At 66.7% G+C, this 26,647-nt stretch carries 26 protein-coding genes, 1 tRNA gene and 2 pseudogenes; 16 read left to right on the top strand and 13 right to left on the bottom strand.

Going from position 1 to position 26,647, the window contains the following annotated elements; all coding sequences use genetic code 11:
- Positions 1 to 447: 447 nt before the first annotated feature.
- From KXC43_RS45420 to KXC43_RS45410, 3 genes are read right to left on the bottom strand one after another with little or no spacing between them, the layout of a single operon-like run.
- Positions 448 to 1,107: a response regulator gene (locus KXC43_RS45420; protein ID WP_221382507.1), complete on the bottom strand. Its 660-nt coding sequence runs from the start codon at positions 1,105 to 1,107 to the stop codon at positions 448 to 450.
- A complete protein-coding gene (locus KXC43_RS45415; protein ID WP_221382506.1) occupies positions 1,104 to 2,261 on the bottom strand; it encodes a sensor histidine kinase in 1,158 nt (385 codons plus the stop codon). The genes KXC43_RS45420 and KXC43_RS45415 overlap by 4 nt, the downstream gene beginning before the upstream one ends.
- Positions 2,258 to 3,097: a CPBP family intramembrane glutamic endopeptidase gene (locus KXC43_RS45410; protein ID WP_221382505.1), complete on the bottom strand. Its 840-nt coding sequence runs from the start codon at positions 3,095 to 3,097 to the stop codon at positions 2,258 to 2,260. The genes KXC43_RS45415 and KXC43_RS45410 overlap by 4 nt, the downstream gene beginning before the upstream one ends.
- Positions 3,098 to 3,555: 458 nt before the next feature.
- Here KXC43_RS45410 and KXC43_RS45405 point away from each other — a divergent pair, with 458 nt between their 5' ends.
- A complete protein-coding gene (locus tag KXC43_RS45405) occupies positions 3,556 to 4,119 on the top strand; it encodes a nuclear transport factor 2 family protein (RefSeq protein ID WP_221382504.1) in 564 nt (187 codons plus the stop codon).
- 71 nt (positions 4,120 to 4,190) lie between these two features.
- On the opposite strand, the gene KXC43_RS45400 is transcribed toward KXC43_RS45405, so the two are convergent.
- The 3 genes from KXC43_RS45400 to KXC43_RS45390 form a co-directional block, all read right to left on the bottom strand.
- On the bottom strand, positions 4,191 to 4,793 hold the full coding sequence (locus KXC43_RS45400) for a TetR/AcrR family transcriptional regulator (RefSeq protein WP_221382503.1): 603 nt from the start codon (positions 4,791 to 4,793) through the stop codon (positions 4,191 to 4,193).
- A gap of 28 nt (positions 4,794 to 4,821) precedes the next feature.
- Positions 4,822 to 4,893: transfer RNA gene (locus KXC43_RS45395), tRNA-Lys, on the bottom strand.
- A 369-nt stretch (positions 4,894 to 5,262) separates the two neighbouring features.
- Complete coding sequence (locus KXC43_RS45390; protein ID WP_221382502.1) at positions 5,263 to 5,478, bottom strand: hypothetical protein; 216 nt, start codon at positions 5,476 to 5,478, stop codon at positions 5,263 to 5,265.
- Between the two features lie 282 nt (positions 5,479 to 5,760).
- Here KXC43_RS45390 and KXC43_RS45385 point away from each other — a divergent pair, with 282 nt between their 5' ends.
- A complete protein-coding gene (locus tag KXC43_RS45385; protein ID WP_221382501.1) occupies positions 5,761 to 7,170 on the top strand; it encodes an NsdA family TPR-like regulatory protein in 1,410 nt (469 codons plus the stop codon).
- On the top strand, positions 7,167 to 7,724 hold the full coding sequence (locus tag KXC43_RS45380) for a GNAT family N-acetyltransferase (RefSeq protein WP_221382500.1): 558 nt from the start codon (positions 7,167 to 7,169) through the stop codon (positions 7,722 to 7,724). The genes KXC43_RS45385 and KXC43_RS45380 overlap by 4 nt, the downstream gene beginning before the upstream one ends.
- Here KXC43_RS45380 and KXC43_RS45375 read toward each other — a convergent pair.
- Both KXC43_RS45375 and KXC43_RS53410 read right to left on the bottom strand, forming a co-directional pair.
- Positions 7,690 to 8,457, bottom strand: a complete 768-nt coding sequence (locus tag KXC43_RS45375) for a Rossmann-fold NAD(P)-binding domain-containing protein (protein ID WP_255645935.1) — start codon at positions 8,455 to 8,457, stop codon at positions 7,690 to 7,692. The genes KXC43_RS45380 and KXC43_RS45375 overlap by 35 nt on opposite strands.
- Before the next feature lie 21 nt (positions 8,458 to 8,478).
- Positions 8,479 to 8,721: pseudogene (locus KXC43_RS53410) on the bottom strand (NAD-dependent epimerase/dehydratase family protein); the annotation flags it as partial.
- A gap of 403 nt (positions 8,722 to 9,124) precedes the next feature.
- On the opposite strand from KXC43_RS53410, the gene KXC43_RS45370 reads away from it, so the two are divergent.
- From KXC43_RS45370 to KXC43_RS45315, 12 genes are all read left to right on the top strand, one after another.
- Complete coding sequence (locus KXC43_RS45370) at positions 9,125 to 10,045, top strand: GPP34 family phosphoprotein (protein ID WP_221382498.1); 921 nt, start codon at positions 9,125 to 9,127, stop codon at positions 10,043 to 10,045.
- Between the two features lie 73 nt (positions 10,046 to 10,118).
- The gene (locus KXC43_RS45365; protein WP_308129555.1) at positions 10,119 to 11,606 is read left to right on the top strand and encodes an APC family permease; all 1,488 of its coding nucleotides are present in this window, start codon (positions 10,119 to 10,121) and stop codon (positions 11,604 to 11,606) included.
- A 14-nt stretch (positions 11,607 to 11,620) separates the two neighbouring features.
- Positions 11,621 to 12,256, top strand: a complete 636-nt coding sequence (locus tag KXC43_RS45360; protein ID WP_221382497.1) for a GNAT family N-acetyltransferase — start codon at positions 11,621 to 11,623, stop codon at positions 12,254 to 12,256.
- A gap of 239 nt (positions 12,257 to 12,495) precedes the next feature.
- Complete coding sequence (locus KXC43_RS45355) at positions 12,496 to 13,257, top strand: hypothetical protein (RefSeq protein ID WP_221382496.1); 762 nt, start codon at positions 12,496 to 12,498, stop codon at positions 13,255 to 13,257.
- Between the two features lie 174 nt (positions 13,258 to 13,431).
- Positions 13,432 to 14,265: an SAM-dependent methyltransferase gene (locus KXC43_RS45350; protein ID WP_221382495.1), complete on the top strand. Its 834-nt coding sequence runs from the start codon at positions 13,432 to 13,434 to the stop codon at positions 14,263 to 14,265.
- 153 nt (positions 14,266 to 14,418) lie between these two features.
- Positions 14,419 to 15,144 carry a hypothetical protein gene (locus KXC43_RS45345; protein WP_221382494.1) on the top strand — a complete coding sequence of 242 codons (726 nt, stop codon included), beginning with the start codon at positions 14,419 to 14,421 and terminating at the stop codon, positions 15,142 to 15,144.
- Positions 15,141 to 15,581 (top strand): hypothetical protein, encoded by a 441-nt coding sequence (locus KXC43_RS45340; RefSeq protein ID WP_221382493.1) that lies wholly within the window; start codon positions 15,141 to 15,143, stop codon positions 15,579 to 15,581. The genes KXC43_RS45345 and KXC43_RS45340 overlap by 4 nt, the downstream gene beginning before the upstream one ends.
- Positions 15,578 to 15,751: a hypothetical protein gene (locus tag KXC43_RS45335; RefSeq protein ID WP_221382492.1), complete on the top strand. Its 174-nt coding sequence runs from the start codon at positions 15,578 to 15,580 to the stop codon at positions 15,749 to 15,751. The genes KXC43_RS45340 and KXC43_RS45335 overlap by 4 nt, the downstream gene beginning before the upstream one ends.
- 225 nt (positions 15,752 to 15,976) lie before the next feature.
- The gene (locus KXC43_RS45330; protein WP_221382491.1) at positions 15,977 to 17,047 is read left to right on the top strand and encodes an IS110 family RNA-guided transposase; all 1,071 of its coding nucleotides are present in this window, start codon (positions 15,977 to 15,979) and stop codon (positions 17,045 to 17,047) included.
- A 445-nt stretch (positions 17,048 to 17,492) separates the two neighbouring features.
- Positions 17,493 to 18,308, top strand: coding sequence for a hypothetical protein (locus tag KXC43_RS45325; RefSeq protein ID WP_221382490.1), 816 nt, complete (start codon positions 17,493 to 17,495; stop codon positions 18,306 to 18,308).
- 784 nt (positions 18,309 to 19,092) lie between these two features.
- The gene (locus KXC43_RS45320) at positions 19,093 to 19,467 is read left to right on the top strand and encodes a YybH family protein (protein WP_308129554.1); all 375 of its coding nucleotides are present in this window, start codon (positions 19,093 to 19,095) and stop codon (positions 19,465 to 19,467) included.
- 437 nt (positions 19,468 to 19,904) lie between these two features.
- Complete coding sequence (locus KXC43_RS45315; protein WP_438870954.1) at positions 19,905 to 20,627, top strand: hypothetical protein; 723 nt, start codon at positions 19,905 to 19,907, stop codon at positions 20,625 to 20,627.
- Positions 20,628 to 20,791: 164 nt separating this feature from the next.
- On the opposite strand, the gene KXC43_RS45310 is transcribed toward KXC43_RS45315, so the two are convergent.
- Together KXC43_RS45310 and KXC43_RS53065 are read right to left on the bottom strand one after the other, a co-directional pair.
- Positions 20,792 to 21,034 (bottom strand): hypothetical protein, encoded by a 243-nt coding sequence (locus KXC43_RS45310; RefSeq protein ID WP_221382489.1) that lies wholly within the window; start codon positions 21,032 to 21,034, stop codon positions 20,792 to 20,794.
- A gap of 237 nt (positions 21,035 to 21,271) precedes the next feature.
- Complete coding sequence (locus KXC43_RS53065) at positions 21,272 to 21,388, bottom strand: excalibur calcium-binding domain-containing protein (RefSeq protein WP_308129553.1); 117 nt, start codon at positions 21,386 to 21,388, stop codon at positions 21,272 to 21,274.
- An 808-nt stretch (positions 21,389 to 22,196) separates the two neighbouring features.
- Here KXC43_RS53065 and KXC43_RS45300 point away from each other — a divergent pair.
- Positions 22,197 to 22,865 (top strand): hypothetical protein, encoded by a 669-nt coding sequence (locus KXC43_RS45300; RefSeq protein WP_221382487.1) that lies wholly within the window; start codon positions 22,197 to 22,199, stop codon positions 22,863 to 22,865.
- Between the two features lie 122 nt (positions 22,866 to 22,987).
- On the opposite strand, the gene KXC43_RS45295 is transcribed toward KXC43_RS45300, so the two are convergent.
- The 3 genes and pseudogenes from KXC43_RS45295 to KXC43_RS53405 form a co-directional block, all read right to left on the bottom strand.
- Entirely contained in the window at positions 22,988 to 24,148 is a 1,161-nt protein-coding gene (locus tag KXC43_RS45295; protein WP_221382486.1) for an AlbA family DNA-binding domain-containing protein, read from the bottom strand.
- 712 nt (positions 24,149 to 24,860) lie between these two features.
- Positions 24,861 to 25,619, bottom strand: a complete 759-nt coding sequence (locus tag KXC43_RS45290) for a DUF6602 domain-containing protein (RefSeq protein WP_221382485.1) — start codon at positions 25,617 to 25,619, stop codon at positions 24,861 to 24,863.
- Between the two features lie 417 nt (positions 25,620 to 26,036).
- Positions 26,037 to 26,623 (bottom strand): annotated as a pseudogene (locus KXC43_RS53405) (alcohol dehydrogenase catalytic domain-containing protein).
- Between the last annotated feature and the right edge of the window lie 24 nt (positions 26,624 to 26,647).

Here is a 26,647-nt window from a genome sequence, read left to right as displayed (position 1 = left end):
AACCCTCCCTTTCCTCTGCTTCCATTACCTGAACTGCTGTCGTGCCATCCACTGGTGTCGGAGCCCCACGCAACTTCATGGCCCCGCCCACATACGGCAGATCTCTCGTGCGCCAGGCAGAACCCCGAACCTGCATCGGCCCTGCCTGAATGTGCCCTGACCTGGAACTACGTCAAGGTCTTGTCTTGCCACTGCGATGTCTTGCCACTGCATTGTCTTGCTGGGGTGCGGTCATGCACTCCATCGCGGTGCTGAGCGAGCCACGAACGGTCCGGGCCCTGCTTGACGCTCAGCCTGCTGCGTCTGCGTCTTCAACGATCTCTGCGGTCAACGAGAGAAACGTTAACCGGCTCCGCCGAGAAAGTCTAGTAAGTTCGACATAGATTTTCTCGGCTCCTGCGTGCCGGTTCCGGCGTCCGGCGGATGCCCCCGGATTGGGGCCCAGAGTCAGTTCACCAGGCCCCTGCGGTAGGCATAGACCACAGCCTGCACGCGGTCCCGCAGGTCCAGCTTGGTGAGGATGCGCGATACGTACGTCTTCACGGTCTCGTGGCTGATCACCAGGGTCGCGGCGATCTCGCTGTTGGACCGGCCGTCGGCGATCAGGCGCAGCACCTCCAGTTCGCGCGGGGTCAGCGGCGCGTCCTGCGGGGTGTCCTCAGCGGGACGGATCCGCGCGGCGTACCGGCCCAAGAGCTGCCGGGTCACCTCCGGCGCCAGCAACGCGGCACCGCTCGCGACGGTACGGATGCCGTGCAGCAGCTGCGCCGGCGGGGCGTCCTTGAGCAGGAATCCACTCGCTCCCGCGCGCAGCGCCTCGTAGACGTACTCGTCGAGGTTGAACGTCGTCACCACGAGCACCTTCACCGGGTGGGTCACCCCGGCGCCGGCGAGCAGGCGGGTCGCCTCGATGCCGTCGAGCACGGGCATCCGTACGTCCATCACCACCACGTCCGGCCGTAGCCGGCCGGCCAGCTCGACCGCCGCCCGCCCGTCCCCGCACTCGCCCACCACCTCGAGGTCGGGCTGGGCGCCGATGATCGTGGTGAAGCCCGTACGGATCAGCGGCTGGTCGTCGCAGACCAACACCCGCAGCGACACGGTCACGACGGGCTCCCGCTGGGGATGCGGGCCCGCACGACGAAGCCGCCGCCGGTCTGCCGGCCCGCGCTGAACTCGCCGCCGAGCACCACGACCCGTTCCCGCAGCCCGGTCAGACCCCGCCCGCTGCCGCCGAGGGACGCGCTGCCCGGACCCGGACCGCCATCGGTGCTGACCTCCACAGTGGTCTCCTTCTCGCCGTGGCGCACATGCACGGTGGTGCGCCTGCCGTGGGCGTACTTGAGGGCGTTGGTCAGCGCCTCCTGCACAACCCGGTAGGCCGCGACCTCGGCGCTGCCCGCGCTCGCCGCCGGTGTGCCGCCCTCGGTGAACTCGACCGGCTGCCCGGCCAGCCGGGTCTGTTCCACCAGGGTGTGCAGCTCGCCGACGGACGGCAGGCGCGGCTCGGTGCTGTGGTCGGGGTTGAGCAGATCGAGCAGGTGCCGAAGGTCCGTGATGGCCCGCCGGCCGGTGCCGGTGATCGCGGTCAGGCTCTCGTCGAGACGGTCGGGGGTGGCGGTCAGGTAGCGCGCCGCCTCGGCCTGCACCACCATCGCGGTCACATGATGGGTCACGACGTCGTGCAGTTCGCGGGCGATGCGGGTGCGTTCGGCGGTACGGGTGGCCTCGGCCACGTGCCGGCGCTGCTCCGCCTCGGCGGCCCGGGTCCGCCGCATCCAGGCGCCGACGCCCCAGGCGATGGCCAGCGCGAGATAGAACGTGACCAGGTCGGCGACGGCCTTGATCGATGCGCTCCGGCTCAGCGCCACAGCCAGCGGGACGTACGCCACGGAGAGGACCACCACGGTGGTACGCCGGTGGCGTTCCAGGTGCAGTGCCGTGCTGAGCAGCGCGATGGGCAGGGCCGCGCTCGCGACCGTGTGGTAGGCGCGGAGCTGGTCGATCGCGAAGCCGAGCGAGACCAGGGCGAGGCTGAGGGCGGGCCAGCGCCGCCGTACGGCCAGCGGCAGGCACTGCAGGGCGACCACCAGCGCCGTCAACGCGTCGAACGGGCGGGTCGGCAGCTCGCCGAGTCGCGTGCCGCTGTGGTGCATCGCCGGCACCGCCGACAGGAGGCCCAGCAGCAACGCGAACGGGAGGTCCCGGACGGTGACGTCCCAGCGCCGCCACCGCTCCGGGACCCGCCGGAGGTCGATCATCGGGAAACTGTAGCCGTCGCCGCCGGTTCGCCGGCCGCGCGCCGGCGACGCGGGACGATGTGACCGCGGCGGTGGGCCAGCCCCATGAACACGACGGTCATCGCCACACCCGCCGCCACCGCGTACAGGCTCCCCTCGGGGCCGAAATCACCGCCGGTGACCAAGGCCTGGCCCGACGTTGTGGCGTCCAGCAGCCCCTTCGACTCGCCGTTGCCGGAGACGACGACGCTGAAAATGGCCCCGGCGGCGAGGTTCCAGCCGAAATGCAGACCGATCGGCACCCACAGGTTGCGGGTGGCGGCGTAGCAGGCGGCGAGCATGAAACCGGCCTCGATCGCGATGGCGGTCGCGCCCCACAGGGTCGCGTCCGGGTTGAACAGGTGCATGAGGCCGAACACCACGCCGGTCAGCAGCAGCGAGATCCAGGTGCCGATCCGTTCCTCGATGATGCGGAACAGCACGCCACGGAACAGCAGCTCCTCGGTCACGGCGGCGGCGGCCATGAACCCGACCAGCCCCAGCGCACCGGTCACCGAACCCAGACCGTGGACGTGGTAACCGTCGAGGAAGGCGATGTTGGCGATGACGGCCGCGAACATCGCCGCCCCGATCAGTGCTCCCCGGAAGAGCCGCGCGACGGCCCCCGTACGGGCCACCTCCGTGGGTGCGCGGTGCTCGGTGCGCCGGACCACCCACGCGTAGACCACGACGGCGAGCACCGCTGTCACGAGCCCGACGATCAGGGTGAGCCACGAGTTGCCCTGCACCGCGGCGATGCCCTGACCGCCGATGAAGGCGATCGCCGCAACTGCCAGGAACTGCTTCACCAGACGCATGTTGACTCCTCCATGGGGCCGCGAGCTCCAGCGCCGCGGCTGCAATGAACGCTATGGATATGTCGCGCCGGAATCGTCACCGCGCAGTGGACACTCTCGGGTAGCTCGCGCGGGGGACAGGAGCCTCAGCGGTGGGCCTTGAGCCAGCCTTGGATGTCGGCGACCACCTGCTTCATTTCAGAGGTCTTTCGTCGGCCGTGACCGATATCGGAGCCCTCGTGCAGCACGGCTCAGCGGCCGCCGCAGAGCGCGTGATCGATCAGGTCGGTGGCGATGTCGAGAGTGGACAGTCGGCGGTCCCTCGCCCGAGCGACACCTGCTCAACGCCCTCTACTTCTGCTTGGCTCGCCGTCTGTCCTCAGTTGACGCCGCCTGTGGAGTGCGCCTAACCTAACGGCGTTAGAAAATGTAACGACGTTAGTTGACGTGCCTCGTCGACTCAGTGCAAGGAGACTCACATGCGTACGCGTATCTTCGTTTCCGGTCTCGCCGCAGCGGCGGCCGTAGCGGCTTTCATTGCCGGCGCCACAGCTCCCTCGACGGCGGCCCCGAAGGAGGCAACCGCGCAAGCCGGGACCCAACAGGTCGTCGGGCATGCGCAGCAGAGCTCGAAGAGGGATCAGGCGCCGGCGATCGCGCGGCGCTGGGCCGCCGCGTGGACGACCACCGACACTCGCGATCTCGCTCGTCTGTACACCAAGGACGCTGTCTACACCGACCGCGCTCTCAACCTGGTGTTCCGCGGTCGCGAAGGGGTCACGGAGTGGGAGACCGGATCCCACCAGCTCGTCGGCGATCTCGCCTTCGAGGTGACGGGCGGATTTCGCGGGCGTGACGAGGCGGTGGTGGAGGGCGTGTTCAGCGGCCACATCGCCGGTGCGCCTCGTCCGTTCGCGGTGCCGGCGGTGACCGTGCTGCGGCTGCGGGGCAACCTGATCCGGTCGAGCGACGACTACTACAACCGGGGCGAGATCCTGAGCGATTCCGGTCTACCCGCGGACTGGACCCCGACCGGCAACTGATGCCGTCCTGACTCCCAGCGGCTTCGGCCCGGTTCTGCGGAAACGCGACCGGGCCGGAGCCGTTTCGGTGCCTAGGCGTCTTCCGACAGGTCGGCCCGCCAGCCGCGAAGCAGCGTACCCAGCGCTTGCTGGGCGAGTCGCCGGGCGCGCTCACTGCCGACGGTGCTGAGGCGGCCGAGCGACGCTATGCCGTACAGCGTGCCCCAGACGATGTCGCAGGCATCGTCGAGATCAGCCAGGACTACGTGGTGCGTGTCCGACCAGGTGGTGAGCAGGTCTTTCAGCACGCCGATGGCGGGGGCCGCTGTGCGCCGGCGCTCCTCCGCGTCGACGGCATCGTCGTTCATGACCTGATACAGGTCCGGGTGCTCGCCGGCGAACCGGACGTACTCGGACGCCAGCTGCATCATGCGCCGGTCGATGTCGGGCTCCTGGGCGGCCTGCTCGAGCTCCGCCATCATCAGGCGGTGGCCGTGAGCCACCAGTTCCAGTACGAGTGCGTCCTTGTTGGCGAAGTGCTGATAGACGACCGGTGCGGTGTATTCGACGTCGGTGGCGATGCGCCGGATCGTCAGCGCCGAGGCGCCCTCTGTCTCCAGGACGTGCAACGCGGCCTCGATGATTCGTTCCCGCGTGCTCGCGCGTTCACGGGCCCGTCTGGTGCCGGTTGGCACAGTTGCCCCCTCACTTCGAGCGTGCAAGTGGGCCGCCGGGGACTCGAACCCCGAACCTATGGATTAAAAGTCCACAGCTCTGCCATTGAGCTAGCGGCCCGCCGCCACAAGGCTACCTGAGCCTTCTCCGGGAGGGCGCCCGGCTTTCCCAACACGCTCTCGTGGCTGTCGCAGTTGTCGCGGCGGGCCGTGTTCTGCAGCGTCGAGTCGCTCGGGGCGCACCACTGCCACTCTGAGGATGGGACCTCCGCCTGGCTCCGCGCGCCGACGCTGTTCAGCTCAACAACACCGAAAACGCGGTCTTCCGGATCAGCATCGCCCGCAAGCCCGGTGACTACGGCGCCGCCATCGACTATGCCCGCAAAGGTCGACCCGCGCCGCATCACCGCCCCGGAACGACCCGCCCGGTACTGGGAAGACACCGCCCTGCACGGCCACGGTCCGGCCCCGCTGGCCGCGCCGTGGTGGATCACTGAGCAGGCGGCTCGGCGATGCGTGAACAGTCCTGCATCGGCGCAGCGACGACGTGATCACCACCAGGATGGGCTCGGCCCGCGTCGACAAGCTCATCGCCGCCTTGCCGGGCCGGGCGGTCCCACTGAGGATGGGCCTGCATCTGCTCGAGGATCTCGGCGGCACGCCTGCCAATGAGAGCGGGATTCACGGTCGTGCGGGTGGTGGTCATGGTTCGCTCCTCCGAGGTGCTGGTCAGTACGGGGTCGCCGGCACCGCCCAACCGGGCCGGTCGCCGAATACTCGGGCGGCGGCTGGATGCCATTTACGCCCTCTGCTGTTCGAATGCACCAATGACCACTGTCCGTGGGGTAGTAGGCCAACCGCGAGTTGTGGGAAATCTCGGCAACCCCCCGTGAATTGCGTGAAACGAGCGATCCGCCCCGAAAGGGGTTGCCCACCGCCCACATTGGTTCGCTACGGTCTGCGTGGCTGCCACCGCACGGAGGGAACCATGGATAACCCGTCATCTTCACTGGCCGATCTACTGAGACTGGCAACCTGGAGCCCACGCGACTTGGTGGCCGCGATCAATACGAGGCTGTCGAGGCAGGGACGGGAACGCCTACGTATTGATCCCACAGCCGCCTACTCCTGGCTCCGCGGTGGACAACCGCGTCTGCACATCCGATGGCTTGCCGCAGCCGTGCTGTCCGAACGCCTTGCCTTCAAGGTCGACATCAGTCAGCTCTGGCCCGGAACGGACGCGGGTGAAGTTGCGGCTGCGGGCGGCTTCGATGCGATGTCGCATGTGGATGATCTCCTACGTGAACTCGGTCACCTGTCCACCATCGCCGCCACGCCGTTGAGCCCAATCGGCGACGCCTCCGGGCTCGATCTTGTGGGGGTGGTGCTCGATCAGCTTCGCGGGCTGACCGTGACAGCCAGACAGCGGCGCGAACACGAAACGGTCCACCCCGAGCAAGTCGATCTAGTTTCGGCACACGTCGCCGAATTACGGCGGCTGGACGACCGGCACGGCGGAGGAGCGCTGAGCGTTCGATACGTGACGTCTCAACTGCGGACCATCACTGAAATGGTCGAGTACGCCAACTACGACGTCACCACCGGTCGACGTTTGCTCACCATCGTGGCCGATCTGGCCCAGTTACTCGGCTGGCTGCATTTCGATTCCAGTCGCTATGGCGCCGCAGAGCGATACCTATTGCTCAGCATTGGAATCTGCCGGGCGTTGACTGACCATGAGCGCGCTGCGAACGTCATAGGGATGCTCAGCTACGTCTCCGCCTTCGCTGGGCACGGCCGCCAGGCCGTCCACCTTGCTGAGGCAGCGCACGCCGAGTCCCGATCGTCGGACCCGATCATGCGAGCAAGACTTCTCGGACGCGAAGCGACTGCCGCTGCCGCCGACGGCGATCTCATGGGTTTTCGTCGCTGCGCTGAGGCTGCTGCGGTCCTGCTTGGCGAGGCCGCCACGGACCAGCCGCGGCCCACGTTCTTGTACTACCTCAGCCCCGTGCAATTGGCGGCCGAAACGGGCCAGTCACTGGTCACCCTCGCGGCCCGTTCGACCACTCACCGTATGCGGCTTCTCGACGAGGGAATCGACGTGCTGACCGCGGCCGTAACCGAGATGACAGCCGATCAAGACGCCAACGGACCGGCGTACGCACGGTCAGGTCTTCTTCACGGCACCTTTCTAGCGCAAGCGCTGTTACAGCGCGGCCGTACAGGCGAAGCGATCGACACCATCAGGGCAAGCTTGCCTCTGCTGTCCACCGTGCAATCGCCTCGTGGGCGTAGTTACGTCAGGACTCTCCGTCCAACTCTTGGCCGCCATTCGCGTTCAGCCAAGGTCCGAGCGTTCCTTCCCGAGTTTGATGCCGCACTATTGTCTGTATGACGACCGGTCAACCCGTACGGTGGTCCCGCGCTGGCGACCCGGAAGAGATCGTATTCGTCCCGCGCCGGACCGACCACCCCGACGCCGCTGCACTGTTGGACGCCTTCTTCCAGGAGCAGGTCGGTCGGTACGGGTTCGCCGAGTCGGTCGATCTTGATCCTGATATCTACGACGAGCCGAACGGCCTTTTCGTCGTGGTCTACCAGGACGACCGCCCGGTGGGGTGTGGCGGCTGTCGCAGGTTTGAACAGCGCGGGGACACGTTCGAGATCAAGAAGACGTACCTGATCCCGGAGGCGCGAGGATGCGGTCTCGGCCGCCAGCTACTCGACATGCTTGAGGACGCCGCCGTCGGATGGGGCGCGCGCAGGACCATCCTGGAGACCGGGGTCCGCAACGTGGCAGCGCTGAGACTGTTCACCAGCAACGGCTACGTGCCCATAGCGCGATACGTGGCCAGCCGCGACCCGGAAATCAATCGAGCCTTCGAGAAGGACCTGACTGGCTCATCCCATCGTCTTACACCTGACGGTGTTCAGCAAGCCACTGTGTGATGAGTGATTGTTCCCGGGCCGGATCGATTCCGTGCTCGCTGAAGCGTTCGTGGGACACGGCCCGTCCGCCTCGTTCCAGCCAGGCCCAGGTGTCGTCGACCGTCTGTGTGAGGGGCCGGCAGCGCAATCCGGCCTCCTGTGCACGGTCCGTTTTCATGCTCCATGGTGCCGCCGCGTTACGCCACAACGGCAGCTCGGTCCATTGCGTGACGCCGCGACTGACCAACCAGTCCTCATCCACCCAGACGAGCGTCGCCGGCCTCTGCGGAGAGCGAACGACGTCCGCGCACGCTCGCAGCATGTCGCCGTAGGACGCCGACCCGCTGTCCGGCGCAACGTTATAAATGCCGACGCCTCCATTTTCCACCTGATTCAGAACGAAATTCGAAAGGTCGCGGACGTCGACCGGTTGAATTCCGCGGTCAGGGGCAGGTGTCAGAACCTGCCCGCCACGATGCATGCGCTTCAGCCACCATCGTAAACGGCCAACATATTCGTGCGGGCCAAGGATTACGTGTGGTCGAAGAATAAGCAATCCGTCATTTCCGAATACTCGCTGACAGGCCATCTCGCAACCCACCTTCAATGGCCCGTAGGCGTCCGGATCCCACTGCCGCGTCAGCGGATCACAGGTGGGGTCCCCATCCCACAGGGGCGAGTCCTCATCGACCGGCGCATGCGGCCAATCGCGGTATACGGAAATTGTTGACATGAAGCTGTAGTGATCGACCACGGGCGCCACCAGTTCTGCCGCCCGCAAAACCGCAGCCGGGACACTCCCAGACACGTCAATGGCCGCGTCCCACGGACCCTGCCGGGCGAGCGACCTGAGGTCCTCCGCCCGATCGCGGTCACCAGTCACGCGATGGACTTGCTCGGGCAGGACAGCTGGCGACCGGCCCCGGTTAAACACAGTGACTTCATGGCCCCGGCCTACGGCATCTTCTACGACCACGCGTCCCACGAACCATGATCCGCCAAGTACCAAGATTCGCACTTCTCGGACATCCTTCCGCAGAACCTGTAGAAGCCAGTACGGGAACGGTTTCACGCCTTTAACGCCTACATCGCCGACATTCCCATTGTCCACGACGAAGCAGACTTCCGGCAACGACGGCTAGCGATGATGATCGAGCAGGTAGCAGCTGACCCTCAATAAGCCATCGCTGCGATAGGGCGCATAGGAGGACAACGATGGCACTGCTAGCAGGAATCGCAATCTGCGTCGGACCACTCGTGGGCTTCCTTGCCGGCTTCAGGTTCGTCAAACGGACGCAACAGTGGTGCCCCGGGTGCGGTGCCCCGATCACGACGTCACATTGCCCTCACCCGATCTCCGCCGGTCCGCCAGCAGTTGCCCGGCATCCAGCAGCTACACCGTCGCTGCGCGCCAGTGTGCTGTGACGACCTGCCGCAGCGCCGTCGGACTTGCCGAAGCGAATCGTGTTTCCAGACTAATTCAAGGTATGGAAGGAATCGTCATGCTGTCAGCGGAGCCGGCCAGGCTCACCGACGACCTGTGGCTTGCGGCGCACGACAGCGTCAACGGTAGGCCGCAGGTCAGCGACCTAGCGCTGGGACGCGGGCTGGCCGCCGGCCTGCTGGCCGAACTCGTCTACGGCAAGCTTCTCGAGCTGCGTCAGGGCGAGCTGTTCCGGACGGTTGCCGAGACTGACGACGTGGCGCTGCGCCCGGTATTGGCCCGGATGGAAGCCGAAGAGGCCGGCACGGTCGCGGCAGTGCGACCGTCTGCACGGAGGGCATCGATGCCGGCGGCGTCGGAACAGGCGTTTCACGACTGGCCCGCGCAGAGCGGTTACGGTCTGGGTCTGCCACCGCCTGGTACGTCCGGTGCACAACGGGCCGTCGACGCGTGGGGTCCGCGGCCGGGGCAGGAGGCGGCCCGGCACAGCAGGTCTGGCCACGACCTCCAGATGTGGCTGAAGTATCTGTCCGACGAGCAGCGCGCTGAGAAAGGCGTCATCGAGCGGCTGTCGCGGGCTGGGCTGGTCCGGCTCAGACAAATCCCCCGTTGGCTGCGCCGTCCCGAGGTGGCCTACCTGCCGGCCGATTCGGTGGCCGCAGCGAACCCAGCTAACAAGATCACCACCGCGTTGCAGCACCGGCACCGGCTCGAAAGGTCGCAGCTGTGCCTGGCCGGGTTGATCCTGGCCACCGGCCTACATCACCACGCTTTCGCCACCCTGAATCCGGACGACCGCTCGTACCTGTCGGACGCGCTCAAACGCCGCTTGGACGCGCCGACGCGGGAGCTGCTGCGCGCCGTGGACGTCGCTGTCGGCGAGGCCGCCATGCGCTGACTGGCTCCCCTCGCTCATCCCTTCGTGCGCAAGCCCCACCCATCCCGTGTCTTCTGGCTGGAGGAACACCTACGTGTCCGCGTCACCCCCTCTCACCGCGCCGGGCAGCGTCTCGCATGCCCTCGCCGCGAACCGGCTCGGCCCGTTCGCGATCGGCGCCGCCATCGCCTCGTCGGTGGCGCCGCTAACCGTGGTCACGCTGGTGGTCAGCACCGCGATCGCGGTCACCGGCCTGCTCGGCTTCCCGATCGCCGTCATCGCCGTCGCCGCGATCCTGCTGCTCTTCGTGGTCGGCTATCTGGCGATGGCCCGGCACATCCCCAACGCCGGAGCGTTCTACGCCTACGTCTCCCAAGGTATCGGCCGGCCGTTCGGGGTCGGCACCTCGTGGTTCGCCCTGGCCGCCTACACCTGCTTCCTGATGTGCTGCTTCGGCGGCTTCGGCGCACTGATGGAACCCCTGGTGTCGGACTGGATCGGCCTGAGCGTCCCCTGGTGGGTCCTCTCCTTCGCCGCCTTGATCTTGGCGGCCGTGCTCGGCGCGAACGAGGTCAGCCTGTCGGAGAAAGTCCTGGTGGTGCTGGTCGTCACCGAAACGATCCTGGTGCTGGTCTACAGCCTGGCCATCATGTTCACCGCCGGATTCACCTTCAACCTCGGCGCGTTGTCGCTGGACAACCTGTGGGGACCCAGCGCCGGGGTCCTGGTCGTGCTCGGCATGACCGCGTTCGCCGGGGTCGAACAATCGGTGGTCTACATCGAGGAGTCGAAGAACCCGCGACGCACGATCCGGGTCGCCACCTACGCCACCGTGTCCATCATCGCCGCGGTGTATGTGTACGCGTCGCTGGTGCAGATCTCGGCCGGCGGCCCGACCATCATTGATCAGGCCACCAAACAGGGCGGTGACCTGTTCTTCAACCAGGCCGCCGGCACGCTCGGGCAGATCGCGGTCATCGTCGGACGGGTATTTCTGGGGACCGGGCTGGTCGCCGCCATGATCGCGTTCCAGAACGCCGCCACCCGGTACGGGTTCGCGCTGGGCCGCGAGGGGGTCCTGCCCCGGGTGTTCGGCCGCACGACCCTCAAAGGCGCCCCCCGGGTCGCGTCGCTGGTGCTGAGCGGGTTCGCCGCGGCCGTGCTGGCGGTGTACGCGGTGGCCGGGTGGGATCCGCTGGTCCAGCTGTTCTACCTCGGCTCCACCACCGGCGGGTTCGCCGTCCTCATGCTGTACACCCTGACCAGCATCGCCGTCATCGCGTTCTTCGCCCGCGACGCGCGCGGCGAAGGCCTGTGGCAGCGGCTGCTCGCCCCGTTGCTGTCCACGGTCATCCTGCTGTACCTGGCCTACCTGGCCGTCACCAACCTGCACACCCTGTTCAACGTCGACCCCGGCACCGGCCCCGCCCGGTGGGTGCCGATCGTCCTGCTGGCCATCTTCGCCGGCGGCACCGTGTACGGGCTGATCCTCAAACACACCCGCCCGGCGGTCTACCAGGGCATTGGGCGAGGCACCCGCAGCGCCACCGCCAGCGCCTCCGGCCTGTCCACCATCCTCTGAACGGAGTCACCGCGATGAGCAGCACCAGCCCTACCACCGCCCCCGCCCTGCGCACCGCCACCGAGCCAGACATCGACCTGGTCGCCGACATCGTCGCCGACGCGTTCCTGCACCTCGACGTGATCCGCTTCCTTGTCCCCGACGACCAGCGCCGCCACGCCGTGTCCCGCGCGTGGTACCGGCTCTACATCGCCCACGCCATCGGCGGCGCCGGGCAGGTCGTCGTCACCGAGGACAACACGGCCGCCGCCGTGTGGTTCGACCGCACCCGCGAACCCAGCGAACCCGACGACTACGGCGCGCGGCTGGCCGAGCTTGCCGGCGACTACCTGCCCCGGTTCCAGCACCTCGACGCGCAGATGGACGCCCATCACCCGCGCGACCCGCACTGGCACCTGCTGTTCCTCGCCGTACACCCGAGCCGGTGGGGCCAAGGCCTCGGCAGCCGGCTGATGCGCTCCACCCACCAGCAGCTCGACCGCGACGGCATCCCCGCCTACCTCGAGGCCACCAGCAAACAAAACCGGCGGCTCTACCACCGCCACGGCTACACCGACATGAACCCACCCACCCTCGCCGTCTCCGATGGCACCCCGCTCTACCGCATGTGGCGACCCGCCGGCCACCCCAAACCAGACTCCACCCAATAGCGGGAAGCCGCCCGGGCCAGCGACTCTCACCCGCCTGCCCGGACGGCCCAGCTGCGGGGTCCCGACCGTTGCGACCCCGCACCCGGGCGGTGCACCCAGACCGCTGCCCCGCGCCCACTGTGGTGCACCGCCCGGCCCGACACGATCCACCCACCCCCCCCATGCCCGCACCGGCTGCGCCACCCGGGCCGCAAACGGATCCCGTACCCCGCCATTCCTGCTGGAGACCAGTGAGTTCGATGGCATCTGACCGCAACCCCGACTCCAACGCCGAGGCGAGGCTGGCCCGGCTGAGCCGCCTCGATCCCGCTACGGCGGCACCCGCGGTCGAGTTGATCGATGCTGCCCTGGGGTTCGTCGGTGAAGACCGCACCTACGGCCAGTTGTGGCTACCGTGGGCGCGCTACGCCTATCGAGCCGCCCGGCAGCTCCACCATGCCGGATACGACCGGGTCGTGGCGGCCACCCGCACCTACGCTGAAATGCTGCGCGGCGAGGGTCATCGGCAACAGGCCATCGGAATCTGGCAGGAACTACGCGGCCTGCGCGGGCAGCCGGCCGATCCCGCTGACATCGAGGACCGGATCGCCCTGGCTGCCGACCTGCACGCGGTCGGCCGATGCGGGCAAGCCATCCGCGAGATCGGGGACGCCCTCACCCACGCCCGCAACGACCACAGCCTGCAATTCGACCTGATGATCAGGTGCACGGTCGTCTACCTGGCGATGCTGACCGCCTGCCGACGTGACAGCGACGCGGCCCTCGTCCGAGCTGGGCTGCCCGCCGCCTACCAGCCCGGCAAACCGCTGTACCGGCTGCTGGTCACCGACTACCTGCCCGGGATCGAAGAACACCACGACCTGTGTGCGGTACGCCTCGATGCGCTGATCGACCACGCCCCAGCCGCCCCACCCGGGCAACGCCGCGCCGTACTGGCACGCCTGACCGTCGAAATGAACCCCCGCCGGGATGGCGGCCAGTGCGAAGGCGAGCTGTCATGACCCCCGCCCGGGTTCGCCTGCGACGTCAATCGGCCTGCGTCCGCGCGCCGCGGCATCGCGGCTTCCATCAGGACCCGACAGCTCACCGCAGTGACCTGCCCCCCGATCTGACCACCGCACTGATGCCGCCGGCATCGCGCGCCTCCACACACCAGCGACCAGGACGACACTGACATGAGCGACAGCACCCCCGGGAACGGCGGGATCGACACCAGCAGAGCGCACCCGGCCCGCCGCTACAACTATCTCCTTGGCGGCAAAGACAACTTCGCCGCCGACCGGGAGTCCGCCGAAAAGCTGCTCAGGGTCAACCCCCACATCACTACCGCAGCCCGGCAAAACCGCTCGTTCCTGCAGCGGGTCGTGCGGGTGCTCGCCACCGAGTACGCGATCACCCAGTTCCTCGACATCGGTCCGGGCCTGCCCACCGCCAACAACACCCACGAGGTCGCCCAGTCTGTTGCCCCTGCTTCCTCCATCGTCTACGTCGACAACGACCCGCATGTCATGGTGCATGCCCGCGCTTTACTCACCAGCAGCCCGCAAGGCAAGACCGCGTACATCGAGGCCGACCTGCTCGACCCCGACCGCATCCTGACCGATCCGGCGCTGCGCGCCACCCTGGACCTCGACCAGCCGGTGGCTCTGACGTGCATCGCCGTCCTGCATTTCCTCCCCGACGACACCGCCGTACGCGCAGCCCTGCGCACCCTGCTCCAGGCGTTGGCACCGGGCAGCGTTTTGGCGCTCAGCCACGGCACCCTCGACCCCCTGCCCCCAAAGAAGCGCGCAGCGCTGGAGAAAGAACTGGGCAATGTCGCTGCGCACGGCACCACCCGGGCCCGCAGCCAGGCCGACATCGCTGCCCTGATCACCGAGCTGGACCTGGACCTGCTCGAGCCGGGCATCGTCTCCGTCGTCGACTGGCGGCCCGACGTGCAGCCCGAACCCGGCGGCGCCACCGCCGAGCAGGCCCTGTGCTGGGCAGCCGTCGCCCGACGCCGATAACCAGCACCTCGGCCCCACGGTGCGGTGATGCCGCCGGCATCACTGCGTCCACAGCTGCGGCTCGTGCCGCAGTACACGCCGATGACTCCAGCACGGGGCCGCTTTCACCTGGCGGGAGAAACGGCCCCGAGCTGCCCTCGCGAAGGAATCCCTATGCCCTTCCCGACATTCGATCCGCACCGCCGACGCGCGGAGCTGAGTGCTCTGTTCGCCCCGCTCGACCCGATCACCACCCCCGCCGATCTCGACCTCGCCCTGGCCGCGATCGCGTACGCCAGCGACGAGCACCACGACGACGAAACTCGGCTGCTGTGGGCGCGGTGGGCGTACCAGGCAGTGAACCAGCTGCGCGTACCCACCGACCCCGACGCCATCATGATCAGCAGCTGCTATCAGCAGGTGCTCAGCAGCCAAGGACTGACCGTCGACGCGGTCACCGTCTGCGCCGCCCGGCTGCACGCCGTCGAGGCCAGCGGTGAGAGGTCCATGAGCACCCGGCACAGCCTCGCCCTGGCGTTACACGCCGACGGTCAATGCGCCGACGCCCACCGGCAGATGGCGGCAGCGGTACGCGACCGGGCCGGTTCGGATCGCCTGCCCCAGTTGATCGTCCTGCTCGCGCAGGCACGCCTGTTCGCCGGTTGCGGGATGGCCCGCACCGCCGTGCGGATGCTGTACCGCCACCGGGAACAGTTCAGCTTCCTGGGCACGGACCTGGTCGATATCGCCGAAGACTTGACCGCCATCGAGATCAGCCACCCCCGGCAAGGCTGCGAACAGCGCATACCCGGTCCCGGCAACGCCGAGCAGCGACTGTCCTTCTGGCGGCAGCACCTCAATGCCATCCTCACGGCCGACCAGCACGAGGCACGGCGATGAGCGCGCCATCACGCGCCGCGGCGGCGCAAGGCGGTTTGCCCCGCGACGGTGGTTGGTGGCTGACGCTGCGGGAGACCACCGAGGCGGCACGCCCGCAGACCGAGGCAGGCGACAACGCGCTGTACGCGCTGGCTGATCTGCTGGAACCGCTGGACCCGGCAACCGCGCACATCCCCGATGCGGCGCTGGTCGATGCCGTGCTACCACCACACCGGCCCGCCCATACAACTGATCCCCGCCGGGATCCTGCACCCCTGGCACCACAACACGGCCACCACCGGCGAGCCCCTGAATGCCGGCGCGCGCCCGTCGCACCAACCACCGAATCGGAGCGCATCCCGATGACCATCACTGACCGGCGGAGCCTCACCGACGACGCCCACCCACCCGCCCATCCCCTGTGGCGTCACCATCCCCTTGACCTGGTGACGCCATGAACACGGACCCGAGGGAAACAGATCTCGCCGATCTGCGCGGCACCACCCTGGACCAGCTGTGTCAGCTCGCATTGCGGGACGCCCTGGAGCCGTACCGCCAGCAATTGATCGGCCAGGTCGAACGGCCCCGACCCAACATCGGCTCAGGACCGCCTGGACGCGCCGACTGACAGAGATGATGTTGGTGAGCACCTCCAGCCGGGGTCTGACCCACCAACTGACTGACTTCGGGTCCTCAACGAGATTTGTCGGCTCCGGTCGGGAGGTGCTCGTGCACTCACTGGACGTGGCGTTGTGACTTCATAGGAGCCTGGCCAGAGGCCCCATCTCTGTCTTGTCCGCGTTGCCCGGCTAGTGCGTGCCGCCCTGCACCCAGTTACGAACGACAGGACGACATGCTTGCTATTACACCCGACGACGCCGCGATCGAGGTCTTCGGCGGCGTCGACACTCACCTGGATACCCACACCGCAGCGGTGATCGACCTGGTCGGGCGGGTGTTAGGTACCGAGCAGTTTCCCGCCACGGCCTCGGGCTACACCGCCCTGCTGGCCTGGATGCGCGGGCATGGCCGGCTGAGCCGGGTCGGGGTCGAGGGCACCGGCGCCTACGGTGCAGGACTCGCCCACGTGTTACGCGACGAGCACGTCGACGTGATCGAGGTCGACCGGCCGGACCGCAAGACCCGCCGCTTCCAGGGCAAGTCCGACCCGATCGACGCCACCCAGGCCGCCCGGGCCGCCCTAGCCGGGCAACGCACCGGCATCCCCAAGCAGCGTGACGGCCGCGTCGAAGCGTTACGCAACCTACGTGTGGCCCGGCGCAGCGCGGTCGAGCAGCGCGCCGACGCACAACGCCAGATGAAGACCCTGATCGTCACCGCCCCCGACCAATTACGCGCTCCACTACGCGGCCTGAGCGCCACGAAGCTGATCTCCACCTGCGCGAACCTGCGACCAGACCGCACCGACACGGCCACCCCGGCCACCGCAGTCAAGCTCGCCCTGCGCAGTCTGGCCCGTCGCCACCAGCAACTGTCCACCGAAATCGCCGACCTCGACGAACTGCTCGAACCTCTCGTCGCCGCGATCAACCCCCGCCTGCTGGCCGCCCACGGCGTCGGCGCTGACACGGCCGGGCAGCTGCTGGTCAGCGCCGGCGAGAATCACGACCGGCTCGCCTCCGAGGCGGCGTTCGCCATGCTCTGCCGCGTCGCCCCGATCCCCGCCAGCTCCGGCAAGACCACCCGGCACCGCCTCAACCGCGGCGGCGACCGGCAGGCCAACGCCGCGCTCTACCACGTCGTGCTCTGCCGCCTGCGCTGGGACCCCCGCACCCGCGACTACATGCAACGCCGCACCAAAGAAGGCATGTCCAAGAAAGAAATCATCCGCTGCCTCAAACGCTACGTCGCCCGCGAACTCCACCAGATCATCACAGCAAACAATCTTGCACTAGCCGCTTGAAATCCATAGGAGGATCTCCGGGCTACGGCCGCGGCTGAGGTTCGCGGTGCCGACGTCCTCTTTCCTGATCCCCGGCGGGCCTCGCGCTGCGCTCAATCAGGCGCACATCGGGCAGCCACCGCCGCGGCCGCTATCCACAGCACCGAGTTCCTCCTGCTCGGCGCCAACTGGGGGGCGCCGTGTACGCGTGGCTGCCGATGATCGGCGTCCGGGACGCCATAGGGCCCGATCCGCTTTCGGATCGGCCTCGGGGCTGCAGGATCCGGCAGCGACTCGGTGATGCTGGTGCCCTCGAAGTCCTGGCGGGTTGGCGCGGTGCGTGACACGACACCGAGACCTGGTGGCAGGAAGCCTCTGGCGGGCGGGGTCGACAGTGGGGGGACGTTCCGGTAGGACGGGATGGATGGTGGCTTGGCGGCGTGCGCGCAGACGCGACTCAGAGAAGGTGTCGTCGGCGGTCAAGCGGCTGCGTGAACAGATACATCGTGCTGTTCAGTATGAGGACGCCGGTGCGATGCTGACCGATGCCGTCCTGGCTGACGTATCCGATGTCCTGGATCAGATAGTGCGCGCTGCGGAGGCGGGGCCCGGCGCTCTGGCTGCGAGCGTCATCAACGACGTCGCGTTGGTGCACAGAATCCGGGCGATGGGCCTCGGCCACCCGGTCGAGGAACTCCACGCCTGCGGCGCACTGCAAGTGCTCGGCTATGTGATCGACCCCCGCACTGCCACACCCCAGACTCGTCAGGAGATCTTGAGTCGCGGGCCGGCCACCGACCTCGGCACGGCGCTGCTGCGTGCGATGCAGGGCCACGCCTCCGCTGTCCGAGCCGCATGGCGGCGTACCCCCAGCCGGGGGCTGGCGGAGACGTTCGTGCACGCCTTCCGCCGCCTGATCGACCTGGCCGGCCCCGACGTGCCGAACTATCCGACGCGGCTGCTCGACCTCGCCGCCGCGCTGGACGCGCGCTATGAGTTCGACGAGTCCCACGGTGCGCTCAAGGACTTGAATACCGCCATTGACCTGACCCGACAGGCGATCTCCGTGGCGCCGGACGACCGCGACATCGTCAGGCGGGCGCACCTGCTGCTGGGCCCGATGCTGGTAACTCGGGACGAGGTCGATCCAGGGTCGGCAGATCTCGCGGCGGCGCTCGACTCCTACCGCACGATTGTGGAACTGACCGACACCGACGACCCGCAGTACGAAGCCCGCCTGCGCAATCTTCGCCGGGCACAGCAACTCGTCGACAACCCCTGAGACCGACTTCCGCCGAGTCTCGGCCTCTTTCCGTGCGGCGCAGGAGAGGCCCTTGCCCACCAACGGGCGACCAGGGGCGGCCATCTGTGATGGTGTCGCCGCCGCGCCCGGTGACCAGGCGGACCATGCGCCGAAGGTGCGTCGGCCACCCGACGGAGGCCAGCCGCCGGCGAAGGGGTGGATCAACTCCTGAAGGGACGCCGAGACCGACCCGCGCCCATCGATGATCAACCGTCGGCCGAACAGCCAGAACGTCATGAATGACTGAGCCACGACATCGTCGACATGCGCCGCCTGTGCGGTGAACCCGATCAGCAAGCGCGTCGTTGGCCAGTTAGGCCGGTTGGGCTTCGCGCCCGGTCTCCCTCTCGTCGTCAAGGCACGCTATAGTTACTGCGAAGACCCCGGTCCGCCTCTGCCTGCGAGGGCACGCCGCCGGGGTTTTGCATTGCCCTTGCCTTGGGGCGGACCTGTGGCTGTCATTCTTGCCAGCCAGCAGGTGGACGCCGTGATCGAGGCTGTATGCAAGCGGCAGAGCGACGACCTGGGACCACTCGCCAAAGCGCGCCTAAACTAGGGCGCCGCAGCTGCGTGCCCTGCCGGCAGCGAGCCGGACCGAGGGCCGGGTGTTCGCACGTGTTCGATGTGGCGGCACCACGGTCAGGCATCGGCGAGCGCGGTGGGGACGGCCGCCTTGTTCCCGCCGACACCAGCCATGATCGCTAACGGCGGCTCACACCACGCAGTCCAGCCACCTGCCCGGCTACAAGAGAGGATCCGATACGTGGCGGACCCACACGCCGAGCTCACCGCATTCATGTACCAGTACGAGCGAACGACCAACCGTCACGACTTCGACGAACTGGCACCGCTGATCGCCGACGGCGCGACCTACTGGTTTACCGAGGGCTCCTACCACGGCATCGACGCGATCAAAGCCGCAGTCGAGCGTACCTTCGCCACGATCTTTGACGAGGTGTACCAACTCGAAGAGCTCGAATGGATCGCTATCGCCGATGATCTCGCAGTGTGCCGGTACCGCTTCCGCTGGAACGGCACCGTTGACGGCAAACCGACCTCAGGCCAAGGACGAGGCACAAATGTCGTGACCAAACGCAACGGCGTCTGGAAGATGCTGAACGAACACCTGAGCCGGTAGCCACAAGGCCATCACCCGGCCATCACCGATCCGATCAACGGCCGGACGTAGCGGCTTCATCTAGGAAGGCTGGCCTCGTTCCCCCGGTCATTGCGGGTCGTTGTTGCGCCGACTGCCGTCGGCGTCGCGGATTGCACCGCCCGCGGCCGACATCCACCGTTGGCACTATTCGTCTAGGCAGGTGGGGGCTCGTCTGCGCCATGCCGGTCAGTGTGCGGGCACCGGCCACTGGCCGCTATAGCCGCGCGCAGATGATGTGGCCGCTTTCGACGGTACGGTGCTGCCGGGTGCATGCGCTGCTTCGTCGTTGCGTGGCGCCCAGTCGCGATAAGGCAGGTAGGCGATCGAGTGCACGCCTGCCGGTTCGCCCGCATGCCGCGGGTGGTGCGCCCAGGTAGGCGCCCGCTCGGCGGTATATGTGATCATCCATGCGAGGCGTGATCGCGCTGGTCATCCGCGTTCCATGCTTCTCGCGCGCGGCTTCTACGATGCCGCCGTTTCCCCGGCCGCAAATTTTTGAAGGTGGAGAAGGTATGGCTTTCCGAGAACTCCAGGCGATGCAGGTCGCCTACGAGCTGCTGTCCCCGCTCGAGCCGAGTGCGCAACAACGCGTCATGGCCTGGTTGTCGGCGGCGCTCGCGGACGCCGACAGCGTTGCCCTGGCCGTAGACGAGCCGGCCGTACCAGGAACGCTGGCCGCGGACGAGCCGGAGGCAACCGACTCCCCGGATAGCGTCACCGACGGTGCCGCCCAGCACGAACCGGCCGTCCCGGACGTGGCGACTTCAGCGCCACCGGCGCCCGCCCTCGAACCTGTGGCCGCGGCTGAACCACAGGCCGCCGTCGAGCTACAGCCTGGGCCAGTGGCCGAACCGGCGCCAACCCCACGGCCCAAGCGCGGCCGGTCCGCGCAGGCGACCGGCCGGCGCGCCGCCAAGGCAGCGAGGGCTTCGGTGACCGCGACGCCGGCGCCGGCAGCACCGGGGCGCCGCGGCGAGAGGCCCAGCGGTGAGCAGTTCCTTGCCGATCTCACCGCCGCCGGCTCGTTCAAAGCCCTCGCCGAGAAGTACGACAAGTCGATCGGCACCATCGGCAACTGGGCGAACCAGCTACGCGAACAGGGATTCGACATCCCCGTCGGCCGCCAGAAGAAGACCTGAGACACCAGCCGTGGGCTGGGACCGAGCCCGACAAGGTCCGTCCCGCCCACGCGCCCTCTTCCATGGCTGTCCTGAGCTAGCGGCAACACACGGTCAGCGCTCGACTGGTCTACGGTCTGGTGCGGCGAGCGTGATCGATGTGACGGTCGCCCGGCCCATGCCGGTCATCGAGCCGGTCGCGTCGGCATCAGCGCCCAGTTGTCTTCACCCGCCGGTGCTGTGGAGCGCATCCGCTGGATCATCGCGCGGGCGTCGTCCTCGTCGTCGAAGTAATGGGTGACTTCTCGGCCGCCGGAGCCGCCGACACGGCCGACAACCTGCCAGCCGGTCTCGGTGCGGAGTAGGTAGATGTCGCGCCGGGCAGCGTGGTAGCGCCTGTTGAAGTGGTGCTCGACCCGCTCCGCCATACCGCAAGCTAGAACGCATGTACGACGCAAGCAACTCGGGTATCGGGACGGTCGATGGCAGTAACCGGACAAAGACCCGCGAAGAACAAGACTGTAGTTCGCCCCGCCACCTTGCCCCTGACCAGCGCACCTTGCACCGTTGACGGGGGACGGGTAGCCCGGCGGGCCGGCAGCCATGAGTCACTGAAGGTCATTACTCACCCAGCCTGCCGGGCACCCGATCCCGGCAGCGCGTTCCTACTCGCAGCCGACCCCGTCGCCGTCACGGTCGAGGTGCCGCCCGTAGCCGGGATCGCCGCGGTAGATCGGGTCAGCGCCCGCCTTCCGTACGGCTGTGCAGTTCTTGTAGTACACCGATGTCGGTGCTTTGGTCGTCGGGCGCGGTTGTGGTGTCGTTGTGGTCGGCCGCGGCTTGGGCTTCTTCGTCCTTGGCTTCACCGTCGGCTTGGCTGTGGTCGGCGCCGGTCTCGAGCTCGGGGTCGCGCTGGGTGTCGCCGGCGGTTCGGCAGTGGTCGCAACAGCGTCCGGGACCGGTTCGGTCGTCGGTGGGGTGGCTTCCGCGGTCGGCGGGGCAGCGAGGTTACGCGGTGCTGCGGTGGTGGCTGTCGGCTCGGGACCGCCGGTGACGACCTGACCGACGAACACGCCACCGCACACCAGCACCGACAAGGCGATAGCACCGAGAGCGATGACCGCGACCGTGTTGCTCTTCTTCACCCCCGCCCGGCAAGGGCACCGGCTGCGGGCGGGGCTGCTGCCACGGTCTCGGCTCATTTGTCACCGCACCACCCCGCAGCCAGGTTCGAGCCGTGTCGATCAGCCGTTACGGCGGACAGACTCGATGATCAGACCCCGTACACCAAGTCGACGTGAGCCGCGTTTGCTTCTTTGTCGTCCTTGAGCCGCATGAGCTATTCGGCCATGACTGCACCCGACGAGGTGTAGGCCGACGGAACCCTGTGGACAGAGTTGTGGATAACGGTGCCCGATGGCCCTGTATGCGCGCCAACCACCAGCTACCGGCGTCGCAGGCCGATCCATCCGCGCCTTATCGGCGGCCAATCCGGAAGCCTTCCGGTTGTCTTGGTGTCGGCGAGCCGGGACCACTGCGAAGTCAGACGGGTATGCCGCGGCAGCAGGGACGGTACGACATGATTTCTTGGTGGCGCAGTCAGGTAGAGACGACTGGTATCGATCTTCGTCCTGGGATGTCGTTACCGCAGCCGAGTTCGAGGCGAGGTTGAAGCGCACGCGGGTCGACGGTCGCGTTCAGTACATTCGGATTCAAGCGACTCATCTTCTCGACTCCCAAGATCCGGAAGTTCGGCAGGCAGGCAGAGTTCTGTTGCGCCGAGTAATTGAGGCGGACCAGGTCGGCACGGAGGCAAAGGCTGCCTCGGAGCAGTTGGGGGTCAGCCTTGCCCAGGAGGGCCAGCTCGCGGAGGCGGAACAAGCGCTACGGGAGACACTACGTCTCTGCGTGGCCAGCCCCATCGGTGCGTCCGGAACATCCGGTGTCGTTGAGCTTCGACTTGCAGAAGTCATCCTGGCCGGCGGCGATCAGACTCGAGTCGACGAAGTCGCCCAGCTTCTACGCTCCGTCGAAGCCGCTGTTCAGGCCCAGGGAATCATGCGGAACGTGACCTACCGGTTCCTGCTGGCGTCAGCCCGGGTCGCCGACGCTCGCAAAGACCCCACCGCTGAGCAGTTAGCGAGCGGAGCCCTTGCGGTGGCCGCAGAGTCCACGTCCCTACCCCGTGAATTTCTAGGCCGCCCCAATATGTCGAACGAAGAACTCGTTCAACTGACTCGCATCTCCAAGGGCAGGTAGCCCGTGCCGGGCATTGAGGAGTCCGCCCGGCCGTGTTCTGGAGCGCTCATGGACCGACTGTATGGCCGATCGCGCGGCATTCCGGACAGATAAAGGCCTTACGCAGACGCTGTCTTGCTGACCTATCGTAGTTTTTCTGGTGAATAAGGCAGATGCAGCCCATCTACTCGCAGTCCACGCATGAGCTTCCCCAGCAGCCGTTGCACAACCGCCGGCACGTCGTCCGCCAGCTCGGCCGTGCTCGTCACGGTCTGCTGTTCGTACTCCGCCCGGCTGTACGGCGTCCCATCATGAAAACCTGCGTTGCCCCGGTGGGCGGTGGCGCCCTTCATGCCGTCGAGCAATACGCCCACGCTCCATTGACCCTGATAGCCGCTGACGTCTACGGCGAGCCGGGCAACCAGGGCTAGAACGCTGTGGGTCAGACCGAGCAACAACGGCGGGAAGGTCACGCGGTAGCCGTTGTTGTCGTACGAGGGCTTGCGCAGGCTGTCCGTACCACGGCCACAGGTAAGCGCTACCCCACCGTCCTCGCGCACGACTACCTCTACGAAGCTCTGTTCTTTGATCTCATGGTCGTAAGACGAGGTGAAGGCCAAGCCGTCCGCCCGCCGCTGCGGCCTCGACGCATCGTTGAGACCGGGCGACCAGCTGTAACCGAGCCCGCGGGAGATTTGCTCGGAATAGCGCAGGATCGCTCGTTGGGCGTCGCCCCCAGTCAGGAAGTCCGCGATGAGGTCTTCCCGCGCGGCCAGCGGCTGCACAATCACGTAGAGATGGCCTTGCTCGTGCGGTGCGGCATCTTCGTCACGTAGCAGGCGAAGCTGATCGGACACGTCGGAGTGGTGCTGTGCCCGTCGCGCCAGTTCCATTCGCACGTCCTGGTCGGACAGTTTCCTGTTGCCGCGGTCGCTGCGGCCGTAGTAGACGTTGTCCACCATGTGCGGTGCCTGCGGACTTGGCGGCACGATGACAAGCAGGCAGCCCCAGCCCGGCCGCGCCGGGTCCTCGATCTCGACCGAGCGAACCATCAGTGGTGGATGGATTTTGCTGCGGACGACCTGATCAACCCGGTCGGCCAGACCGGCCAGCTCAACACCGACAACCTTGCCCGCGTGGCTGTCGTGATCCTCGACGCCGTAGAGCAACATCCCGCCATCGAGCGCCATGGCGGCGGCGTCAACTGCGAGGTCGTTGTTGCCAGGTTTACCGGGTTTGAGGAGCTTCTTCAGGTCAACCCAAGGGGACTCATCGAGCAAGCCGCCGGCCGCAGCGTCCACCACGTCTTTCCAGGTTCGCGGGTGCCACATGCCCCGGTCAGGGCCGAGGTTGACACTTGACCGCCGATCAGTAGTCACTATCCCCAACTTTCTTCGGGCCACTCGTCCCCTGCGGCTACGCGCCGGACGAGCTTGCTGCTGGGCGGCACGTCCTCCCAAATCCACGCATAGTCGGTAAGAGCATCCGCCACCTGTACACCTTGGGCGTCAGTGGTGAGTACTTCATTCTGATTGCTCCACCAAGTGGTCGGGGCACCGAACGTCTCTACGATCCCGCCGCAGATCTGCCAGAAGAGCTTATGGATCCCTGCGACGGCGTCCCCGTGCCCGTCAAGGGGCGGGAAACAGAGCCATCTCCTTCCCATCGGCCGGCGGCCCCCACGCCAGCGACTCGTAGGCCTCGCCTCCGACCGAAACCGGCGTCATGGTCGCCGAACGGAGCAACCCGGACACCACCGGCAGGGCCGCAACCGATGGACGGCTCCACGATTGCGGATCACCCAACGTGACAGTCTGCCCAGGTTCAACGAACCACGAGACCTCGTTGAGGAATCGCCCCCAGTCGCTCATCCCAGTGATCATGCCAGGTCCCGGCGGCCGCTCCGCCGACGATGCAGAGTCCACTCGTCGGCATGTCCGCGAGCCGAGCCGGTGAACTGGCCCTTACGATCCGTGGCGAGCGAATCGCGGCAGAACAGTGTGCCTGATATCTCGGCTAGAGAAGGTCTGGAGTGACTGGATAGAAGAGCACCGGATGCTGAACTCGGTTGATCTCGGGAGTGATCCTGTATAGATATCGCAGCATCAGCGGCAAAGTGTGGTCAGCCGAAGCGCTATGAGCCCAGCCTCCGGAAACGCCATTAAGGAGAAGGCTTGTGCTATTGTCTCGCATGTTCAGAAACATACTTTTCTCTAAGATAAAGAATCCGTCGGGTTGCAGCTCCGCGGAACAATTAGTAGCTTCTTCCATTATATGACTAAGCAGCGTTTCGTCGGAAGTGCTCGTCGCGAAGGCGAAGCAGAAGTAGGGAATCCTATTAATAAAATGCTCAAAGTCGCCGTCCGCCGCCCCGACTGCCGAGTCATGTTTGGCGAACGTCCTCACAAGCTGCTTCACCGTTGCGGCATTACTGAAGGCCCTTTTAATCTCGCCTTTGTCTAGCCAGGCTTTCACTTGAATCACCGCGTCAACACCCTCAGCGATTAGCAGGGGCTGAGTTGAACCCGGATTGAAGGGCTGGTATCTATTACAGATAACGACGTCAACCTCGTCCGATTGCTTGTCGTAAGCGTCTATCACCTGAGTACTGACAACCACCTGGCGAGTCGCAAAATTCTTACTAAGTAAGTTTGCGACGATGCTCTCGTTGCCTCCACCTTTTACATCGGAATCGGTGGCCGCCTTGCGGAAGCCCTCAAAGTCGAGGTTGATCTTCTTTGACTCAGTCATCCAATAGCGCTGAACGGGATTCATTCGCGGTCTCCATTGATTTGTTGCCCACGGTCATCTTAAGCCTACAAGCCCCGCGCATGGAATACCTGATAATACCAATTTCGCCCGCTCGGATCTAACAGGGTCAGGCTATCTGGTCAAGCTTTGACTTCTCGCCAACATAGTCCTACGCAATGCATCTCTGACTATCAAGGTGAGGAACTAGGGGCAGGTGGTCGTTAGCATGCCCCTCGCGGCCCATTCCGCGCCGGACGTGGCGGCCGGCTCGGCGAAGCCCGTAACAGTGGCTTATCAATCTTCGGCATCTTGCGCATCGAACTTGAAGTAGTCGATTCTAGATGGCTATTATCCGCTCGGAGCCGGATTCGTCAGGCGGTCATGCGGAGATCGGGCCCGTGCTGGCCTTAGGCTAACTGGCGATGTCTCTCGAGCGTTAAACTATTTGCAGTCGTGACCAGCGACGCGAAGCGGTGCACTCTTCTCGGCAGATCCGGATGTCATCCGGGACGACGAGGTGACGATGTGTAGCCGATGTGTTCTAGGTCCGCGCCGGCTCGTCTGCCAGCTCACTGCCGAGTTTGCGAACGTCGATGCTGGTCGCAGGATCGGTGATGCGCCAGGCCCTGTGTGTGAACTCGTACTTTGAGACGGTGTCGCGCTTGAGCTTGAGCCGCTCCACACCGTGAAGCCGGCGCACATCGTGGGCGCCGCGTCTTCGTACGAGAGGCCGTCGGGTAGCGGACGGTGCCGGTGGCGTCGACCACGGCGTAGTCGGCGTTTGCGCCGTCCACGGTGACACCGGTCAGGGCTCGGGCTCGCGCAGTTGGCGGCGGTCACGAAGCTCTTGGGGTGCTCCTCGCGGCAGAAGTCGCAGCGGCCGCAGCCCTTGTGGACCATGGGCATGCCGACCCGGTCGCTCACCGCGCGGGTGGTGACGCCGGCGCCGACGGCGACCACCTCGCCGACGCCCTCGTGGCCGAGCACCAGGGGAAACATGGGCGGTACGACAGCTTGTTCTGAGCCATCCAGAGGTCGGTGCCGCAGATGCC

The sequence above is a fragment of the Paractinoplanes polyasparticus genome (genome assembly GCF_019710575.1).
GTDB classification, from domain to species: domain Bacteria; phylum Actinomycetota; class Actinomycetes; order Mycobacteriales; family Micromonosporaceae; genus Actinoplanes; species Actinoplanes polyasparticus.
The sequence above is the reverse complement of the archived record's forward strand: the minus strand, read 5'-3'. Positions and strand labels throughout refer to the sequence as shown.